Origin of the sequence: Blastomonas sp., from assembly GCF_046294995.1 — a bacterium.
In the GTDB taxonomy this organism is placed as follows: Bacteria; Pseudomonadota; Alphaproteobacteria; order Sphingomonadales; family Sphingomonadaceae; genus Blastomonas.
This window is the reverse complement of record NZ_JBKBOG010000001.1, coordinates 530268-548872: the sequence shown is the minus strand read 5'-3', so window position 1 is coordinate 548872 and position 18605 is coordinate 530268. Positions and strand designations below refer to the sequence as shown.

Annotated in this window: 9 protein-coding genes; 8 read left to right on the top strand and 1 reads right to left on the bottom strand. The window is 65.0% G+C overall.

The genetic code is table 11. From position 1 onward, the window contains the following. Positions 1-16: 16 nt before the first annotated feature. Positions 17-1057, bottom strand: a complete 1041-nt coding sequence (locus ACK4R0_RS02520; RefSeq protein ID WP_409669732.1) for a DNA topoisomerase IB — start codon at positions 1055-1057, stop codon at positions 17-19. Between the two features lie 207 nt (positions 1058-1264). Between ACK4R0_RS02520 and ACK4R0_RS02515 the strand changes: the two genes are divergently transcribed. The 8 genes from ACK4R0_RS02515 (at position 1265) to treY (ending at position 18590) form a co-directional block, all read left to right on the top strand. Next, positions 1265-1675, top strand: coding sequence for a DUF2934 domain-containing protein (locus tag ACK4R0_RS02515; protein ID WP_409669726.1), 411 nt, complete (start codon positions 1265-1267; stop codon positions 1673-1675). A gap of 211 nt (positions 1676-1886) precedes the next feature. Then, positions 1887-4895, top strand: a complete 3009-nt coding sequence (locus ACK4R0_RS02510) for an alpha-1,4-glucan--maltose-1-phosphate maltosyltransferase (RefSeq protein ID WP_409669723.1) — start codon at positions 1887-1889, stop codon at positions 4893-4895. Further along, complete coding sequence (treS, locus tag ACK4R0_RS02505; RefSeq protein ID WP_409669720.1) at positions 4892-8128, top strand: maltose alpha-D-glucosyltransferase; 3237 nt, start codon at positions 4892-4894, stop codon at positions 8126-8128. The genes ACK4R0_RS02510 and treS overlap by 4 nt, the downstream gene beginning before the upstream one ends. Next, the gene (glgB, locus tag ACK4R0_RS02500) at positions 8125-10320 is read left to right on the top strand and encodes a 1,4-alpha-glucan branching protein GlgB (RefSeq protein ID WP_409669717.1); all 2196 of its coding nucleotides are present in this window, start codon (positions 8125-8127) and stop codon (positions 10318-10320) included. The genes treS and glgB overlap by 4 nt, the downstream gene beginning before the upstream one ends. Then, positions 10320-12422 (top strand): glycogen debranching protein GlgX, encoded by a 2103-nt coding sequence (glgX, locus tag ACK4R0_RS02495; RefSeq protein ID WP_409669714.1) that lies wholly within the window; start codon positions 10320-10322, stop codon positions 12420-12422. Before glgB ends, glgX begins: the two co-directional genes overlap by 1 nt. Then, the gene (gene treZ / locus ACK4R0_RS02490; RefSeq protein WP_409669711.1) at positions 12419-14128 is read left to right on the top strand and encodes a malto-oligosyltrehalose trehalohydrolase; all 1710 of its coding nucleotides are present in this window, start codon (positions 12419-12421) and stop codon (positions 14126-14128) included. Before glgX ends, treZ begins: the two co-directional genes overlap by 4 nt. Beyond that, the gene (gene malQ / locus ACK4R0_RS02485) at positions 14125-16134 is read left to right on the top strand and encodes a 4-alpha-glucanotransferase (RefSeq protein WP_409669708.1); all 2010 of its coding nucleotides are present in this window, start codon (positions 14125-14127) and stop codon (positions 16132-16134) included. Before treZ ends, malQ begins: the two co-directional genes overlap by 4 nt. After that, complete coding sequence (gene treY, locus ACK4R0_RS02480; protein ID WP_409669705.1) at positions 16131-18590, top strand: malto-oligosyltrehalose synthase; 2460 nt, start codon at positions 16131-16133, stop codon at positions 18588-18590. The genes malQ and treY overlap by 4 nt, the downstream gene beginning before the upstream one ends. Positions 18591-18605 lie beyond the last annotated feature (15 nt).

The window sequence follows — 18605 nt, the reverse complement described above, 5'->3', positions numbered from 1 at the left end:
TGCCGCAAAGCCGCTTTCAGTCCTTGGCGGCAACCTTCTTCATGAAGGCGAGCACGTCGCGTTCGGCGGCGGCAAAGTGCGGCGGTCCGGTCACCGGCTGGTGCGGCAGCACCATCTTGGCAAACAGCGGATGCGCGTCGTGATAGGCTTCCAGCAGCGCGGGATGGACATAGGACTGGCGGCAGACGGTCGGCGTGTTGTGCAGGATCGCCGCAACCTCCGCCACGGCCGTGCGGATCGCCGCATCGGGCTTCATCTCGGGATCACTCTGGCGCAACTGCGCCAGCGATACCGCTGCCAGCACGGTGCCATGCCAGGTGCGAAAATCCTTGGCGGAGAATTCTCCACCGCTGATCTCGCGCAGATATCCGTTGATATCCTCCGAATGCACCGGCTTGACGGCATCGCCATCGACATAGCGAAACAGTTCCTGACCCGGCAGCTCCTGCAGGCTGCGAATGACACGCGCGACCCGCCGGTTATCGACCGACAGATCCCATTTCCGGCCGCTCTTGCCGCTGAAGCGAAAGCGGATTCTGGACGAGTCGAGCTTGACGTGGCGGCGGCGCAAGGTCGTCAGCCCGAACGATCCGTTGTCTGCGGCATAGGCCGGATTGCCGATCCGGATCGCGGTGGAATCGAGCAGATGGATGATCGTCGCGCACACCCGTTCAAGCTGGTTGCCGCGCAGCCGCATCGCGCTGTCGATCCGCTCGCGAATCAACGGCAACTGCTCGCCAAAACCGATCAGGCGAGAGAATTTCGCCGTATCCTGTGCCGCGCGGAAATCGGCGTGATAGCGGTATTGCTTGCGCCCCCGCGCATCGCGGCCCGTCGCCTGAAGGTGGCCGTTGGCTTTCCTGCAGATCCATACATCGACATAGGCAGGCGGGATGGCGAGCGCCCGGATGCGGTCCAGCATCGCCCGGTCCTTCAGCAAAGATCCATCGGGCAGGTGGTAGCTGAATCCCCGCCCGCGCTTCACGCGGGTGATGCCGGGCTGGTCATCGCTGGTGAACACCAGCCCATCTCCGGGAGAATCCGTCTTCGTCGCCACCTCGCCCAGCCTCTCTAACCCACGCCCGAATTGCGGGAGACCTGTATACGTGTGCGCTGGGTCAAAGCTCCCGCGTGCATGACAATTTTGCAATTGCCAGGGCCCGCGCGCTGGCTCGAATGACCTTGGAACCTTTTGCTTCACGCCGCGATAATGTGTCAGACAATAGCGACGAGAGCGTCGCGCCCCGCATCCTGAGGAGACGACATGGACAGGCACGATCTGATCCGTCAACGCGCGCACGCCATTTGGGAAAGCGAAGGCCGACCCGAAAACCGCGCCGAAGAGCACTGGAAAATGGCGAGCGTCGAAATCGAAAACGCTGCTGCTGGGACGAAGCCTTTCGAGGGAGAGCCCAAGGCTTCGTCGGCCAAGACTGGGTCGGCCAAGACTGGGTCGAAGTCGGCCAGATCAGGCAAGGCGGCCGGCATCAAGGCAGACCAGAAACCCGCAGCAAAGCGGAAATCTTCTGCTGCCGATCCAGCGGCAACGCCGGAAGGCCGCCCGAAGACGTCCTCAGACGTCACCGTGCCGGCTGGCGATACCCCGCCGTCAGGCACGGCTGCTGTAGCCAAGTCCCCCGCAAAACGTGCCGCCAAGCGCAGCGCCAAGACTTAAACCCACCCACGGCGCGGAACGGTGCGGATCGATACCGCGTTCAACATCATGAAGGCTGTCCGTCCATCATCGGCTCCGTCTGAACAGCTTCGCCATCCAGCGGCACAAGGTGCCAACGCCAGTCCGAGGACCCCAGCACTTGCCAAATATTCCAATATGCATGCTCGTCTGCCCGCGCATCCCGGACGCAGCGGACCGAACTGCGCTGGAGATGTTGGCAACCGATGCCGCCGGACTTGGGTTCGACGGCTTGCTGTATTCAGACACCGTGCCCCTGCACGATGTCGACCAGGGCACGATAGCCGAGTTCACCGCCCTGTGCGCGAAGGCTGGGCTTAACCCTGTGGTCCAGCTAGATATCGCGCGGTTTCCGCTCAATCACCCGGCGGTCGTCGCAAATCCGGAACTGTTCGCCTTCCGGAGCAATGACGCGCGCTCAGGCGTGGTCGATCCTCGCAACCCCTTGCCTGCTGCCGGCCAAGCCGTGGCGCGCGTGCGCAGCAGCGATGCTGCCGCTGTCATCGGAAAGGTCGTCGCGCAATCGCTGATCGCGCTGGTGGAAGGCTCGGGGATTGCCACTGTGCAGATTGCAGGTGCCGACCAAATGCATCCTGAACTTCTTGGTTCGATCGTGACCGCAGTCCGTGCCTCCAAGCCGGACACCGGCTTTCTGGCAGCGATTGATCGCGATCCGACCCACGCTGGGACGCTCGGCGGTACCGGGGTCGATTGCCTGGTGGCACCCTTGGCGACGCTGAACGCCAGCAGTTCCGGCGGATTGCCCACGCTTGCTGTTGTCGGATCGGCGGGTGCCCCGCGCACGCCATATGCATTGGCCGAGGCAAAATCGGCCGCCGCGCTGGGTCATGGCGTGGTCGCGCCGCTCGACTGGTTGAGCGGGCCTGAAGGCATCGAAGCGCTGGAAGACGCCATCACGCTGCTGCGCCAGTCCAGCGAATATGCCGGCGAATGGCATCCGCTGGCTGCGGCTGGATCTGCCGTGGAGGTCATGCTGCGCAGCCGCGCGGGCGATCTGCGCTCCAGTGCCGATGCGCTGCTGATCCTGCGCAACACCACCGACACCGAGCGCGGGGTTCCGCAACGCAGCGCGCTGTCGGATCGGCTTGGGTCCTTCGGCGATGTCGAAAACCTCGCCCCCCTCGCCCCGTACGAGGTGCGGCTGGTGCCGGTCGAACGCGGCAACGCCATCGTTACGGTGCCGGATGCCGCGACGCCGATGGCGGCTGGCGGGGAAGATCGTCTGGTCATCGAAGCGATTGCGCCATGCGTCGATAACGGCGCGCATGCGGTCAAGCGGACCGTTGGCGAGACCGTCGAGGTCAGAGCCACGATTTTCGCCGATGGTCACGAAAAGCTCAGCGCCGAGCTGTTCTGGCGGGCGGCCGACGAGCCGGTCTGGCATTCTGCGCGGATGCTGCAGCAGCCCAACGACCTGTGGCTGGCACGGTTCGATTTGCGGCGTCTGGGTCGTCATGAATACCGCATCGAGGCATGGCTCGATCGGTTCGCCGGATTCCAGCGCGACTTTGCCAAGAAGGTGGCGGCGGGCGTTGCCTTGCCGGTTGACCAGGCCGAAGGTCTGGCGCTCATCGAGACGGCGGCGAAACGCAGCCACGGCGCGCTTGCCGATGGCCTGATCGATGTGGCGCAAATGATCGCCAACGCCGATGCCGAGGCCGCTGGCGAACTGCTGCTGTCGTCTGATCTTCGCGTGCTGATGGACAAGGCCGACGACCGCCCGCACCGCGCCGCCAGCCCGACGGTGATCGTCGATGCCGAGCGGATCGAGGCCCGGTTTTCAAGCTGGTACGAAATCTTCCCGCGTTCGATGACCGACAACCCCGAACGGCACGGCACGTTCGATGATGTCATCGATCATCTGCCGCGTATCCGCGCGATGGGGTTCGATACGCTGTATTTCCCGCCGATCCACCCAATTGGGACTGCCAACCGCAAAGGGCCCAACAACACGCTGACTCCCGGTCCGGGTGATCCCGGCAGCCCCTATGCGATCGGCAGCGCCGACGGCGGGCATGACGCGATCCACCCCGAACTCGGCACGTTCGCGGACTTTGACCGGCTGGTTCGCGTCGCCGCCGACCATGGCCTCGAGATCGCGCTCGATTTCGCGATCCAGGCCTCGCCCGACCATCCGTGGCTGCAAGAGCATCCCGGCTGGTTCGCCTGGCTTCCCGACGGCAGCATGAAGTACGCCGAAAATCCGCCGAAAAAATATCAGGATATCGTCAACTTCGACTTCTATGGCCCCGATGCGCAGCCTGGCCTGTGGCACGCACTGCGCGACGTCATCCTGCTGTGGGTGCGGCACGGCGTAAAGACCTTTCGCGTCGACAACCCGCACACCAAGCCGCTGCCGTTCTGGGAATGGATGATCGCCGAGGTTCGCGCGCAACATCCCGAGGTGCTGTTCCTGTCCGAGGCGTTTACCCGCCCCAACATGATGTACCGGCTCGCCAAGGTCGGCTTCAACCAGAGCTACACCTATTTCACCTGGCGCGACACCAAGGCCGAGCTTGTCGATTACATCACCGAACTGGCCACAGAGGCGCCCAAGGATTTCTACCGCCCGCATTTCTTCGTCAACACCCCCGACATCAATCCGCATTTCCTGCAGACCGGCGGACGGCCCGCGCACCGCATCCGCGCGGTGCTGGCGGCGACGCTGTCGGGGCTGTGGGGGGTCTATTCGGGCTTCGAGCTGTGCGATGCCGCGCCGCTTGGTCCGGGCAAGGAAGAGTATCTCGACTCCGAGAAATACCAGATTCGGGTGCGCGACTGGAACGAGCCTGGGAACATCATCGCCGACGTGACACGGCTCAATGCCCTGCGACGGACCCATCCCGCGCTCCAGACGCATCTCAACACGCGTTTCTATACGGCGCATGATGACAATATCATATGGTATGGCAAGCCCTCGCCGACGGGTGGCACAGCGCAGGATGGCGCTCTTAGCGAGATGATCATGGTGATGGTCAACATGGACCCTCACCACAGTCACGGATGTGCGTTTGAAATCCCGCTTTGGGAGTTCGGCCTGCCCGACCATGCCAGTATTGCAGTGGAAGACCTTGTCGAAGGTCACCGCTTCGATTGGCATGGCAAGACCCAGCATATCGAGCTCCATCCATCGGAACCCTACCGCATCTGGCGGCTGTCGCTGCCAGAGGAGAATGCATGAATTACGCGATCCATCCCGTTCCGACCGAAGACACCATCGACGCTGCGGCCGACCTGTTGTGGTACAAGGACGCGGTCATCTATCAGCTGCACATCAAGTCGTTCTTCGACGCCAACAATGATGGCATCGGCGATTTTGCCGGGCTGATCGAGAAGCTCGATTACATCGCCGACCTGGGCGTGACCGCGATCTGGCTGCTGCCGTTCTATCCCTCGCCGCGCCGCGACGATGGCTATGACATCGCCGACTATCGCGGGGTCAGCGAAGATTATGGTTCGATGGACGACGTCCGCGCGTTCATCGACGCCGCGCACGAGCGCGGTCTGCGCGTCATCACCGAGCTGATCATCAATCACACCAGCGACCAGCATCCCTGGTTCCAGGCGGCGCGCCGCGCGCCTCCGGGTAGCCCCGAGCGCGATTTCTATGTCTGGGCCGAGGACGACAAGCTGTATTCGGGCACGCGGATCATCTTCCTCGACACCGAAAAGTCGAACTGGACATGGGACGAGGAAGCCGGCGCCTATTTCTGGCATCGCTTCTACTCGCACCAGCCCGATCTCAACTTCGACAACCCCAAGGTGCTCGAAGAGGTATTGTCGGTGATGCACTTCTGGCTCGATGCCGGGATCGACGGGCTGCGGCTCGATGCCATCCCCTATCTGATCGAGCGCGACGGCACTTCGAACGAAAACCTGCCCGAGACCCACGTCATCCTCAAGAAGATCCGCGAAGACTTGGACGCGCATTACACCGGCAAGATGCTGCTGGCCGAGGCCAATATGTGGCCCGAGGACACGCAGCAGTATTTCGGCGCGGATGAAATCCGCACCGAGGAATGCCATATGGCGTTCCACTTCCCGCTGATGCCGCGGATGTACATGGCAGTGGCGCAGGAAGACCGCTTCCCGATCACCGACATCATGCGCCAGACGCCCGACATCCCGCCCGACGCGCAATGGGCGATCTTCCTGCGCAACCATGACGAGCTCACGCTCGAGATGGTGACCGATATCGAGCGCGACTATCTGTGGAACACCTATGCCGCCGACCAGCGTGCGCGGATCAACCTGGGCATCCGCCGCCGCCTCGCGCCGCTGATGGAGCGCGACCGTCGCCGCATCGAATTGATGAACGCGCTGCTGCTGACCATGCCGGGCACACCTGTGCTGTATTATGGCGACGAGATCGGCATGGGCGACAACATTTTCCTGGGCGATCGCGACGGCGTGCGCACCCCGATGCAATGGTCGCCCGACCGCAACGGCGGCTTCTCGCGCGCCGATCCGCCTTATCTCGCGCTGCCCCCGGTTCAGGACCCGCTTTACGGTTTCGAGGCAATCAACGTCGAGGCGCAGCAGCGTGACCGGCACTCTTTGCTCAACTGGATCAAGCGCATGCTCGCGGTGCGCGGCGAACGACGCGCGTTCGGGCGAGGAACGCAGACCTTCCTGCGGCCCGCCAACCGCCGCATCCTCGCCTATCTGCGCCAGCATGAGGGCGAGACCATCCTGTGCGTGGCCAATCTCAGCCGTACCGCGCAGGCGGTCGAGCTCGACCTGCACGAGTTCGAGGGCAACACTCCGGTCGAACTGTCGGGTGGCGCGGCCTTCCCGCGGATCGGTCAGTTGCCCTATCTGCTGACGCTGCCGCCTTATGGCTTCCTGTGGTTCGACCTGCGCGGCGATATCGAAGCCCCCGAATGGTCGACCGCCGCACCGGGCGCCGAGGTCGAGCGGCACACCTTCGTGCTGCGGCCCGAACTTATGAGCATTACGCACAGCGGCAACCGCCATGTGCTCGAGCGCGACCTGCTGCCCGATTATATCCGTCACCGGCGCTGGTTCGGGGCGAAGGACGAGGCGATCGAGGCTGTCGACCTCGTGCGCCTGACGCCGATGCCGGGCGCCACCGATCTGCTGCTCGGCGAAATCAAGGTCCGTTCAACCAACGGCGAGGCGCTCTACACCCTGCCACTCGGCATTGCCTGGGAGGGTCAGCAGCACGGACCGTTTGCGACCAACCTTGCGATCGCGCGCGTCCGCCGCGAACGCTATGTCGGGCTGCTCACCGATGGCTTCGCGCTCAAGGAATTCGCGCAGTCGACCGTCGGCGCGATGCTCGACAATGCGCGCGTCGAATGCGGCGATGGCGAGCTGGTGTTCGAGGCAATCGACCCTGAGGCACTCGCCACCGATGCCGAGCCGCAGTGGATTGCAGCGGAACAGTCGAACAGCACGCTGGTGCTGGGCGACAAGGTGGTGCTCAAGCTGCTGCGCAAGCTCGCCCCGGGCACCCATCCCGATGCCGAAATGGTGCATTACCTTGCCAGCGCCGGGTTCGCCAATGTCCCGCCAGTGCTGGGGACGGTCAAGCGCATCGACGGCGACGAAGAGACGCTGGTGATGCTTGCGCAGGCTTTTGTCTACAATCAGGGCGATGGCTGGCAGTGGACGCTGGGGATGCTCGATCGTCTGGCAAGCGACGCCAGCCCGAGCTTTGCCAACTACGAGAATTTCGCCGCCAATCTCGGGCGCAGGGTGCGCGAGATGCACGCGGTGCTCGCGCGACCGACCGACGATCCGAGCTTTGCGCCTCAGCGGCTCGACACGGCAGGAGCCAAGGCGCTCAGCGAACGCGTCGTGCGCCAGCTCGATCAGGCGCTATCGCGTATCGCCGAGCATGATCTTCCAGAGGACAATGCCAGCGATGCAGCCTGGCTCGCCGAACACCGCGATGACCTCGCGGAGCGGGTCGCAGCGCTCACCGCTGCTACCGAAGGGCGCGAATGCACCCGCATCCATGGCGACCTGCATCTCGGCCAGATTCTGGTGGCAGGCGCCGATGTGATGATCATCGACTTCGAGGGCGAGCCCGCGCGACCGCTTGAGCAGCGCCGTGCCAAGGACCTTCCCGTCCGTGACGTCGCCGGGTTGTTGCGCAGCTTCGACTATGCTGGCGCGGTAGCCGCGCGCAGCCGGCCCGCTGGCCCAGACACCTGGGAGGCGAGTGCCGACGAGCGCACCGCAACGTTCCGCGACAGCGCCGAAGCTGCTTTCCTTGCGGGCTATTACGACACGGCCGAACCCGATCCGCTGCTGCCGGTCTTCCTCATCGAAAAGGCAGCCTATGAGATCTGCTACGAAGCGGCGAACCGCCCCGACTGGCTCGGCGTGCCGCTCGCCGGACTGATCCGGATCGCCCGCAACCTTCTGGGCGAAAGTACCCCATGACCTTGACCAACAATCTTCACGCCGCCGCTGCCGCGTTGCTCGAAGGGCGACTCGACGACCCCTTCGCGCTGCTCGGACCGCACCGCGATGACACTGGCCCGCTGGTGCGTACTTTCCAACCGGGCGCCCAATCCGTCACGCTTGTCTCGCGCACGACCGGCGACGACATCGGCCCGCTCGAGCAGACCGGGGACGGGCTGTTCGAGGGATCGAAGCAAACCGACGACGCCTATCTCCTGCGCATCCGCTGGCCCGATGGCGCGGTGCAGGATACCGAGGACCCCTATTCGTTCGGGATGGTGCTCGACGACTTCGACCTTCATCTGTTCACCGAAGGCCGCCATCTCGAACTAGCGCGCGTATTCGGCGCGCAGCCGCGCGAGTTCGAAGGCGTTTCGGGCGTTGCGTTTTCGGTCTGGGCGCCCAATGCGCGGCGCGTGTCGGTGGTCGGCGAATTCAACGGCTGGGACGGCCGCCGTCATCCGATGCGGTTGCGCCACGCATCGGGCATGTGGGAGATCTTCGTGCCCCGGCTTACCCCGGGTGCCACCTACAAGTTCGAGATCGCGGGCGCCGATGGCACGATCGTGCAAAAGGCCGATCCGCTCGCGCGCCAGACCGAAAAGCCGCCCGCAACCGCATCGGTGGTCGCCGCTGCGCCTGATTATCGCTGGACCGATCATGGCTGGATGGAAGAGCGTGCGAGCGCGCATGCCCCCGATGCACCAATCAGCATCTATGAGGTGCATGCCGGTTCGTGGATGCGGCCCGATGCCGAGGGCGATCATGCGCTCGATTGGGCTGAACTCGGCGAAAAGCTGATCCCTTATGCCGCCGACATGGGCTTCACGCATATCGAGCTGCTGCCGATCATGGAATATCCGTTCGGCGGCTCGTGGGGATACCAGCCGCTGTCGCAGTTCGCGCCATCCGCGCGCTTCGGTGGGCCTGAGGATTTTGCCGGCTTCGTCAACGCCTGCCACCGCGCAGGTCTCGGGGTCATCCTCGATTGGGTCCCTGCACATTTCCCCACCGATGCGCACGGCATGGCGCGGTTCGACGGGACGCACCTGTACGAGCATTCCGATCCGCGCGAGGGCTTCCACCAGGACTGGAACACGCTGATCTACAACCTCGGCCGCAACGAGGTGTCGGGCTATCTGATCGCGTCTGCCATCTGGTGGCTCGAGACCTTCCATATCGATGGCCTGCGCGTCGATGCGGTCGCCTCGATGCTTTACCGCGACTACAGTCGCAAAGCGGGCGAATGGGTGCCCAATGTCCATGGCGGGCGCGAGAACCTGGAGAGCGTCGCGTTTCTCAAGCGGATGAACACGGTGATCGCCGAACGCTGCCCCGGCGCGATGACGATCGCCGAGGAATCGACCGCATGGCCGGGCGTGTCCGCGCCGGTCTCGGCAGGTGGCCTCGGCTTCGACTACAAGTGGAACATGGGCTGGATGCACGACACGCTGCATTACATCGAGCGTGATCCCATCCACCGCCGCTGGCACCATGGCGACCTCACCTTCCCGATGGTCTATGCCTATTCCGAAAAATACGTGCTGCCGATCAGCCATGATGAAGTCGTGCACGGCAAGGGTAGCCTGCTGGCCAAGATGCCCGGCGACCGCTGGCGGCAATTCGCGAACCTGCGCGCCTATTTCACGTTGATGTGGACCCATCCCGGCAAGAAGCTGCTGTTCATGGGCTGCGAGCTTGGCATGGACAAGGAATGGAACCACGACGAGGGATTGCCATGGCACCTGCTCGACGTTCCCGAACATGCCGCAACGCAGATGCTGCTGCGCGACCTCAACCGGCTCTATCGCAGCAACGACGCGCTGCATGCGCTGGACACCGACCCGGCAGGCTTCGAGTGGCTGGTCAGCGACGATGCGCAAAACAGTGTCTTCGCCTTCGTCCGGAGGGGCCGGAACGGTCCGCCGGTCGTCGTGGCGCTTAACCTCACGCCCGAACCGCTTTCCGGCTACCGGTTTGGTCTGCCGTGCGGCGGCGCATGGCGCGAGGCGCTCAACTCCGATGCTGCGACCTACGGCGGAAGCAATTTCGGCAACGGCGGAACTGTCCATGCCGACGGTCCGGCGCTGCACCACCAATCCCACTCCGCTGGCGTGAACCTCCCGCCGCTCGGCGCGATCATCCTGATCCATGAAGGAACTTCAGAATAATGCACATTCCTGATCGGCTTGACGATGGCATTCCTTATCCGTTGGGGGCCACGTTCAATGGCCTGGGCGTCAATTTTGCGGTGTTTTCGGCCAATGCTGACAAGATCGAATTGTGCCTGTTCGACCCGGAGGGTCGCAAGGAGCTCGCGCGGCTGACATTGCCGCAATGCACCGACGAGGTCTGGCACGGCTTTCTGCCCGAAGCCCGCCCGGGGCTGGTCTATGGCTTTCGCGCGCATGGCCCGTACGAGCCCCACAACGGTCACCGCTTCAACCCCAACAAGCTGTTGATCGACCCCTATGCCCGCAGGCTGAAAGGCGAGGTGCGCTGGACCGATGCGCTGCATTCGTACAGCGTCCGGTCAAAGCGTGCCGATCTCAGCTTCGATCGGCGCGACAGTGCTCCGGCGATGCCCAAGGGCGTCGTCAGCCACAGCGGCTTCGACTGGAGCGGCGACCAGCGGCCCAACGTGCCATGGTCCGACACCGTGATCTACGAGGCGCATGCCAAGGGGCTTACCAAGCTGCTCGAGGACGTGCCGCCGCAGGAGCGCGGGAGCTATGCCGCGCTGTGTCATCCGACGGTGATCGCGCATCTCCAGCGCATGGGCGTCACCACCCTCGAACTTTTGCCGATCCACGCTTTCGTGCAGGACAGGCGGCTGCAGGAGAACGGGTTGACCAACTATTGGGGCTATAACACGCTGTCGTTCTTCGCCCCCGAACGGCGCTATATGTCCGGCGACGGGCATGGCGACGAGCTTCGCATTGCGATCCGCAGGCTGCATGCGGCGGGGATCGAGGTCATTCTCGACGTGGTCTACAACCACACCGCCGAAGGCAGCGAGCTTGGCCCGACGTTCAACTTCCGCGGTCTCGACAACGCCACTTACTACCGGCTGGTCGAGGACAATCCGCGCTATTGCGTCAACGATACTGGTACCGGCAATACGCTCGACCTCAGCCACCCGCGCGTACTGCAGATGGTCGCCGATTCGCTGCGATACTGGGCCGAGAGCTACCGCGTCGATGGCTTCCGCTTCGATCTGGGGGTAACCCTGGGCCGCGACGGCAACAACGGCTTCGATCCGCGCAGCGGCTTTTTCGATGTGCTGCGGCAAGACCCGGTGCTCGGCCGCCTCAAGCTGATCTCCGAGCCATGGGACATCGGCCCGGGCGGCTATCAGCTTGGCAACCACCCGCCAGGCTTTGCCGAATGGAACGACAAGTTCCGCGATGCGACCCGTCGTTTCTGGCGCGGCGATTCAGGCATGCGGCCCGAGTTCGCCAACCGGCTTGCGGGTTCGGCCGATCTGTTCGACCGCCGCGCGCGCCGGCCCTGGGCCAGCATCAACTTCGTCACTGCGCATGATGGCTCGCCGCTCGCCGACGTGGTCAGCTACGAGCAGAAGCACAACGAGGCCAATGGCGAGAACAACCAGGACGGCCACTCGGAAAACTATGCCTGCAATTGGGGCGCCGAAGGCCCGACCGATGACGAGGGCATCAATGCGTTGCGCGACCGCGTGACGCGTTCGATGCTCACCACCCTGTTCTTCTCGCTGGGCACGCCGATGCTGCTGGGCGGCGACGAATTCGGTCGCACCCAGCGCGGCAACAACAACGCCTATTGCCAGGACAACGACTTGAGCTGGATCGACTGGAGCCTGCTCGAAACGCCACGCGGCAAGGCAATGAGCGAGTTCGTGCGGCGGCTGACGCAGGCGAGGACCGACTTCCCGCAATTGCATGCGCGGCAGTTCCTGCATGGCGACCTCGAAGTGGCCCCCGGCTTGCTCGATATCGACTGGTTCGACGAGCGCGGCGAGCACCTGACCGAGGACGACTGGAACAACGCGGAAGGCCGCGCGCTGGTCATGCGCCGGGTCCGCATCGACGAGGACGGCAAGCTGGAGGCCGTCACCATGCTGATGAACGGCGCCGATGTGCCGCTCGAGTTTCACCTGCCGCCGCCTGATCTGGCGCGGAGACTGGTGATCGACAGCGCCGAGCCCGAGGCCGAACAACGTGAGATCGGCGAGACCGTCATGGTGCAGGACCGGGCGATGATGCTGGTGGTGGGCACAGGGTTCAGGTCATGACGCCGATGTGGGGACCGCAACGGATCGATTCCGTAACGGCCCGGTTCCGGCTCTGGGCCCCCGACCGCGAGACGTTAGCGCTCGAAATCGACGGTGGCGCGCCCATCGCGATGCGACGCGATGCCGAAGGCTGGTTTTCGGTCGATGCCGATGCCGCACCGGGATGCCACTATCGCTTTCGGCTGGACGAGGACCTCGCCGTGGCCGATCCGGCCTCGCGCGCGCAACACGGCGGTGTGCACGGGTGGAGCGTGCTGCACGAACCAGATAGTTATGCGTGGAAGTGCGCCGACTGGACAGGCCGTCCATGGCACGAGGCGGTCATCCAGGAGGTTCACGCAGGGGTGCTGGGCGGCTTCAATGGTGTCGCCGAACGCCTGTCTGCGCTGGCGGAGCTGGGCGTCACCGCGATCCAGTTGATGCCGATCGCTGCCTTCGGCGGGACACGCAACTGGGGCTATGACGGCGTGCTGCCTTTTGCGGTGGCCGAGGCCTATGGCAGCCCCGACGCGCTCAGATCGTTGATCAATCGGGCACACGCGCACGGGCTGATGGTGATGCTCGACGTCGTCTACAACCATTTCGGACCCGACGGGAATTATCTCGGCGCCTATGCCAAGGGCTTTTTCGACGAGCATGCCGACACCCCCTGGGGCGGCGCGGTGGCGGTATCACAGCCCGCAGTCAGGCGCTTTTTCATCGAGAACGCGCTGATGTGGCTGCGCGACTATCGGTTCGATGGCCTCAGGTTCGATGCCGTGCACGCCATCGCCGACAACGCGTTTCTCGACGAGATGGCGCGCGAGATCCGCGCCGAATTGCCCGGACGCCATATCCATCTGGTGCTCGAGAACGAGAACAACGACGCCGACCGGCTGGGCCCCGGCCTTTATGACGCGCAATGGAACGACGATTTCCATAACGTGCTGCACGTGCTGCTGACCGGCGAGACCGACGCGTATTATGCCGGCTTTGCCTCTGAGCCGACCTCCCGGCTGGCGCGCTGCCTGGCCGAAGGGTTCATCTACCAGGGCGAAACTCCGCCAGGCGAAGGCGCGCACCCGCGCGGCACGCCGAGCGCGCATCTGCCCGCGACGCGGTTTGTCGCGTTCCTCCAGAACCACGACCAGATCGGCAACCGGGCGATGGGCGAGCGGCTGACCGTGCTTGCCGATCATGACCGGCTTCGCGCTGCGACGGCGCTGTTGCTGCTGAGCCCGCAGATTCCGCTGATCTTCATGGGTGACGAGGACGGCAGCACCTCGCCATTCCTGTTCTTCACCGATTTCACCGATGAACTTGCCGAAGCGGTGCGCGAGGGGCGCAGGCGCGAATTCGCCTCGTTTGCAGCGTTCGTGGACCCTGAGCCGCGCGCGGCGATCCCCGACCCCAACGCGCCCGACACCTTCCACGCCTCAACGCCGAAACCCGGCGCCGATGCCGGGTCCTGGCATGCGCTGTATCGCGACCTGCTCGCGATCCGTCACGAATCGATCGTCCCGCGTCTGGCCAGCGCGCGCGGACGCGGCGCAGACGTGCTCGGCGACGGCGCGGTGTGCGCGCGCTGGGAAATGGCCGACGGCAAGACGCTGACGATTGCGGTCAATCTCGGCGATGGCGAGGTGGGCTTCCCGCCGGCAGGGGAGCCGCTCTACGCGCTCGGCACCGCTGGAGCGCCTGGCTCGTTCGCGGCGTGGCTGGCATGAGCCCGCTGCATCGTCTCGCCGCGGCTGCCGGTTTGCAGATCGACTGGCACGACGCTGCGGGGCAACCGCAGCGGGTTGCCGATGAAGCGCTGCGCACGGTGTTGACCGCATTGGGCTACCCGGCCGAAGACGGCAGCGCGCTTGCATCCAGCGTTGAACGATGCGTCGAGGAAGGCCGCAGCGCCACTTTCGTCTCGGGCGATATTGGCAGGCCGATCTTGTTGCCCGAGGCGTGCGACGCGCCGATCGGGCCGGTTGAAATCCGGCTTGAAAACGGCGCTACGCTGCAATCGCGGATCGGCAGGACGCGCGATGGGCTGGTGCTCTCGCCGATCGACGTGATCGGCTATCACGATGCGACGATCGGAGATTGCGATATCCGTCTCGCCATCGCCCCGGCGCGCTGCCTCAGCCCTGCCGATCTGACCGGGCGCGCGCGGCCCTGGGGCGTGGCGGTGCAGACGCCCTCGTTGCGCGATGATCTTCCGAGCGCGTTTGGCGGTTTCTGCACACTGGCTGCGGCCGCAAAGGCGCTGGCCGCAGCGGGCGCGGACGCGCTGGCGATCAGCCCTGCGCATGCGCTGTTTCCCGCCGACGCCGCGCGCTACAGCCCCTATGCGCCATCGAGCCGGTTGTTTCTCAACGTGCTGTTCGGCGATCCTGCGCTGGTCGGCTGCCCGATCCCGCCCGAGCCCCAGACTGCGCCTGAACTCATCGACTGGCAGCAAGCGATCCCGCAACGGATGGCAGCCTTGCGCCAGGCATTCGACCAGCGCAGCGGTACCGACCGGGAGGGGATCGCCATCTGGCGCGCACAACAGGGTATTGAGCTTGAGCGCCACGCCATATTCGACGCGCTGTTTGCGCGGCACTTTGCCGATGGCGCACGCGGCTGGCAGGACTGGCCGAGTGAGTATCACGAGCCCGCCAGCGACGCAGTGGCCCGTTTTGCCGGGGAGAACCGCGACGAGGTGGAATTCTACGTGTTCGCCCAGTGGCTTGCCTCGGCCAGCCTCGATTCCGCCCAACAGGCTGCCCGCGACGCCGGGATGGGGATTGGCCTGATCGCCGATCTCGCGGTCGGGATGGACGGTGGCGGAAGCCATGCCTGGAGCCAGCGCGAGGATCTGCTCACCGGGCTGTCGGTGGGTGCTCCCCCCGACTTGCTCGGCCCCCAGGGGCAGAACTGGGGCCTGACCGGATTTTCGCCGGCAGCTCTCCGGCGGACCGGTTTCAAGGCGTTCATCGCGACCTTGCGCGCGGCGATGCGCCATGCAGGCGGAGTGCGGATCGACCACATTCTGGGCCTCGCGCGGTTGTGGGTGATCCCGCATGGCCAAAGTTCGGCGGATGGCGCCTATCTGACCTATCCGCTCGATGACATGCTGCGCATCCTGGCGATCGAATCGCACCGTGCCCGCGCCATCGTCATAGGCGAGGATCTGGGCACCGTTCCTGATGGCCTGCGACCGCTGCTGCGCCAGCGCGGCGTACTGGGCATGCGCGTGCTGTGGTTCGAGCGCGATGACGACGGCGATTTCATCCCGCCCGATCGCTGGGAAAGCTCGGCCGTCGCGATGACCGGGACCCACGATCTCGTGACCGTGGCCGGCTGGTGGCAGGCAGGCGATATCGCCTGGAACCGCAGGCTCGGCCGCATTCCCGACAGTGCACAGGAGGAAGACGAAATGATCGAGCGCCAGCAAGACCGCCACGCGCTGTGGACCGCGATGGCACAGTCGCAGGCCGCAACCGGATCAGCCCCCGATGCCGACCAGCCCCAGCTTGTCGTCGATGCCGCGCTTGCCCACGTCGCTGCATCGCCGTGCGCGCTTGCCATTCTGCCGATCGAGGACATAGCCGGGCAGATCGAGCAGCCCAATCTGCCGGGCACGATCGACGAGCACCCAAACTGGCGGCGGCGGATGCCAGCTTCGACCGCCGACTTGCTCAAGCAACCGGAGATCGCGCAGCGGCTCGCCCGGATCGAAGAGGCACGGCGATGACCCCGCGCGCGACATACCGGCTGCAGTTTCACCGTGATTTCCCGTTTGCCGCAGCGCAGGCGCTGGTGCCCTATTTCCGGCAGCTGGGGATCAGCCATATCTATGCCTCGCCGATCACCACCGCACGCAGCGGTTCGCAGCACGGCTATGATGTCGTCGACCCCACCCGGGTCAATCCCGAGCTTGGCGGCGAAGCCGGTTTGCGCAGCCTGGTGGCGGAGCTGCGCTCGCACGGCATGGGGCTGATGATGGATATCGTGCCCAACCATATGGGCGTGGCAGGGGGCGAAAACCCGTGGTGGAATGACGTGCTCGCGCATGGGCAGGCGAGCAGCTTTGCGCATTATTTCGATATCGACTGGAGCGAGCGCCTGCTGCTGCCCATCCTCGGCACGCCGCTGGAAGAAGCGCTGGCGCAGGGGGCGATCGCGATCGATCACCGCGACGGCCAACCCGAACTGTGCGTCTATGCCGAACACCGGCTGCCGCTGCGTCCCGAGGACCACGACGGCCTGCCCGATACTCTCGACAGCCATGCCCTGAAAGCATTGCTGGATCGTCAGCACTATCGGCTCGGCTGGTGGCGGACGGCCGATGACGAGCTCAACTGGCGGCGCTTCTTCACGATCAACGAGCTGGCCGGGCTGCGGATCGAGGAACCCGAAGTGTTCGACGCGGTCCATGCGCTGCCTTTGCGTCTCTGGCGCGAGGGACTCGTCGATGGCGTGCGGATCGATCATGTCGATGGCCTGACCGATCCTGCGGGCTATTGCCGCACGCTGCGCGCGCGCCTCGCCGCCGAGCCGCGCGTGCCCGATGCACCTTCCGGCCCCGCCTATATCGTGGTCGAGAAAATCCTCGGACCCGGCGAGAGCCTGCCGGCCGACTGGGATATCGACGGGACCAGCGGCTATGACTTCATGGAACAGGCATCGGCGCTGCTCCACGATCCGGACGGCGAGGCGCCGCTTCGCACCGTGTGGAACCGCTTTGCCGGACGCCCGGCCGATTTTGCGCCCGAAGAACTGCGCGCCCGGCAGGACATGCTGTCCTGGGCTTTTTCCAGCCAGCTGAGCCGCTGCGTCGACGGTTTCGTGGCGCTGGCAGCATCTGCTCGACCCACCAGTGGCTACAGCCGCGCGATGCTCCACCGGGCGATCGAGCGGCTGTTGTGGGTGTTCCCGGTCTACCGCACCTATGGCACTGGTTCGCAGGCCCCTGCCAGCGACGCCGACATCCGCGACCGCGCGCGCCGCGCCGTCGCAGCGTTCGTACCACCGGGCGAGAGCGGCGTCGTCGATGCCATCCTCTGCTGGCTGGCCGGCGAAGGTCCGGGGAGGCCCGACCTGTGTGCCGAGGCCGTACGGCGGTTCCAGCAACTGTCCGCCCCGATCGCTGCCAAGGCGGTGGAAGATACGGCCTTCTATCGTCACGGCCCGCTGCTTTCGCGCACCGATGTCGGCTTCGATGCCGCGCGATTTGCGATCGACGTCGACGCGTTCCACCGCCTGTGCGGCGATCGCGCCGCGCATTATCCACGCGCGATGCTTGCCACCGCGACCCACGATCACAAGCGCGGTGAAGACGTCCGCGCCCGGCTGGCGGTGTTGTCGTCGATCCCCGATATCTGGGAGGAGCAGCTAGGGCTCTGGGATGGTCTGGCCAACGGGCCTTCGAGCGGCATCGATCCGGGCGACCGCTACATGGCCTATCAGATGCTGCTGGGTACCTGGCCCGATGGGCTTGAACCCGATGACCGGGGCGCTCTCGCCACCTTCGGCGAACGGCTGTGCGCCTGGCAGCAAAAGGCGCTGCGCGAGGCCAAGCTGCGCTCGTCCTGGCAGCAACCCGACGAGCAATACGAGGCCCGCACGCTCGGCTGGATCGCGGCCATCTGCGACCCTGCCCGATCACCCGAACTGCTCGGCCACATCCACCGCTTCGTCCTCGATACGCAGAGCGCGGCCCAGGCCAATTCGCTGGTGCAGACCGCGCTGCGCTATACCGTCCCCGGCGTCCCCGATCTGTATCAGGGAACCGAACTGCCCGACTTCAGCATGGTCGATCCCGACAATCGCACACCGGTCGATTATGCCCTGCGCGAGGCCATGCTGGCAGGGTCGGTTGCCAACCACCCCAAGCTCGATCTGATCAGGACCCTGCTGTCCTATCGGAACAAGGCGCCCGATGTCTTCGCGGCGTCAAGCTATGAAGCGGCCACCGTTACCGGAATCCGGCGAGACCATGTGCTCGGCTTTTCCAGGCGCTGCGGTGAATCCGAGTTGCGCTGTGCAGTCCTGCTGCGCTCGGGTCGCATGCTGTTTCAGTCCACCGCCGCTGTCCCGGCGGCCGAATGGTGGGGCGATACCATGCTGACCTTCCCCGGATCGAGCGAGCCTGTCCCCGCCGGCGAGATATTCACCGATCGGCCTGTCGTGGTGGATCTGGTGACATGAGGATTCGCTTGGCCT

Excerpts from the sequence above, each read along its gene's own strand:
- ACK4R0_RS02515 (WP_409669726.1), top strand. The coding sequence starts at position 1,265 with ATGGACAGGCACGATCTGATCCGTCAACGCGCGCACGCCATTTGGGAA.
- treY (WP_409669705.1), top strand. The coding sequence starts at position 16,131 with ATGACCCCGCGCGCGACATACCGGCTGCAGTTTCACCGTGATTTCCCG.
- malQ (WP_409669708.1), top strand. The coding sequence starts at position 14,125 with ATGAGCCCGCTGCATCGTCTCGCCGCGGCTGCCGGTTTGCAGATCGAC.
- glgB (WP_409669717.1), top strand. The coding sequence starts at position 8,125 with ATGACCTTGACCAACAATCTTCACGCCGCCGCTGCCGCGTTGCTCGAA.
- ACK4R0_RS02510 (WP_409669723.1), top strand. The coding sequence starts at position 1,887 with ATGTTGGCAACCGATGCCGCCGGACTTGGGTTCGACGGCTTGCTGTAT.
- treS (WP_409669720.1), top strand. The coding sequence starts at position 4,892 with ATGAATTACGCGATCCATCCCGTTCCGACCGAAGACACCATCGACGCT.
- treZ (WP_409669711.1), top strand. The coding sequence starts at position 12,419 with ATGACGCCGATGTGGGGACCGCAACGGATCGATTCCGTAACGGCCCGG.
- glgX (WP_409669714.1), top strand. The coding sequence starts at position 10,320 with ATGCACATTCCTGATCGGCTTGACGATGGCATTCCTTATCCGTTGGGG.